This is a genomic window from Mesorhizobium sp. M7A.F.Ca.CA.004.04.2.1, from assembly GCF_004022825.1.
Classification (GTDB): Bacteria; Pseudomonadota; Alphaproteobacteria; order Rhizobiales; family Rhizobiaceae; genus Mesorhizobium.
Genome location: NZ_RZPH01001241.1, coordinates 1 through 1531, shown reverse-complemented (window position 1 = coordinate 1531; position 1531 = coordinate 1). Strand labels below are relative to the sequence as shown.

The following is a 1531-nucleotide window of genomic DNA, read 5'->3' as shown; positions in this document are numbered from 1 at the left end:
CGGTCGCACCGACCTTACCATCGCGCCGCTGGTTCTGGGCGGCAATGTCTTCGGCTGGACCGCCGACGAGAAAACCTCGTTCGACCTGCTCGACCGCTTCGTCGGCGCCGGCCTCAACGCCATCGATACGGCGGATGCCTATTCGCGCTGGGTTCCCGGCCACAAAGGCGGTGAATCGGAAACCATCATCGGCAAATGGATGAAAGACCGTGGCAATCGCGACAAGGTCGTGGTGATCACGAAGGTCGGTTCGGATATGGGGCAGGGGCACAAGGACCTGTCCGCCGCATACATCGAAAAGGCCGTCGACGCATCGCTGAAGCGGCTGCAGACCGAAGTCATCGATCTCTATCTGTCGCACTGGCCGGACCCCGCAACGCCCTATGAAGAAACGCTTGGCGCCTACGAGAAGCTGCTCGCCAAGGGCAAAATCCGCTATGCCGGCTGTTCGAATCTCGACGCCGGCCAGTTGCGTGCCGCACTCGATGTGGCGAGCTTGCGCAGTCTGTCGCGCTACGAGGTGCTGCAGCCGGAATACAATCTCTACGATCGCTCGTCCTTCGATGGGCCGTTGCGCGATCTGTGCGTGGCCGAGGACATCGGCGTCATCACCTATTTCAGCCTGGCCAAGGGTTTTCTCAGCGGCAAATACCGCAGCGATGCCGATCTCGGTCAAAGCCCGCGCGGCGGTGGCGTGAAAGACTATCTCAATGCGCGCGGCATGCGCATCCTTGCGGCACTCGACGCGGTTTCATCAAGGCATTCGGCCAAGCAGGCGGAAGTCGCGCTTGCCTGGGTGATTGCGCGGCCGGGTGTCACCGCGCCGATCGCCAGCGCCACCAAGCCTGAACAGATGGACAGCCTGATCAGGGCGGCGTCGCTGAAACTGACCGCCGCCGACATGGCCGAACTCGACAAAGCGAGCGGCTGAAGCTTCAGGCGCGACGCCTCGCACGAACGTCCAAGACGCCACTCTGGTCCTGCCATACCGTCTCTTCGCGCAAGGCAGGACAGAGGAGAGATGACTGAGCCGCTTCTTTCGCAGCCGGACTTTTGGGGGCAACTTCTCGCGCTCGTGCTTGCCGCCCTGGTGATCATGGGCAGCCCGGGTCCGGCAACGATAAGCGTTACCGCCGTTGGGGCCGCCTTCGGTTTGCGCCACTCGCTGGGCTATGCCTGGGGAATCATCCTGGGCACGATCGCCGTGCTTCTGGTTGTCGCGACCGGGGTCATGGCGGTGCTTACCTCGATGCCGAAGCTGGCGCCGTTGCTGGCTTTCGCCTCGGCGGCCTACATCCTCTATCTCGCCTTCAAGATCGCCACGGCGCCGCCCATGGCAGCACGCGGCGCGGAGGCTTCGTGTCCAACATGGCTGGCTGGATTCCTTCTCGCGGTCGCCAATCCGAAGGCCTATGTGGCAATCGCCGCCGTGTTCGCCGGTGCTTCGCCCAAACAGGGTAACACTGAGCTTGGTCCATGGCTGAAGCTGATGGCTCTCGCGCTGATGATCGTCGCCATCCATGCTCTGTGG

2 protein-coding genes are annotated in these 1531 nt (G+C 62.9%); both read left to right on the top strand.

What is annotated here, in order from left to right; all coding sequences use genetic code 11:
• Positions 1-931: aldo/keto reductase (locus tag EN893_RS33430; RefSeq protein WP_164901364.1), on the top strand; the 931-nt coding region annotated here is incomplete at its 5' end.
• A gap of 90 nt (positions 932-1021) precedes the next feature.
• On the top strand, positions 1022-1531 hold a 510-nt coding region (locus tag EN893_RS33425; RefSeq protein ID WP_128362152.1), incomplete at its 3' end, for a LysE family transporter.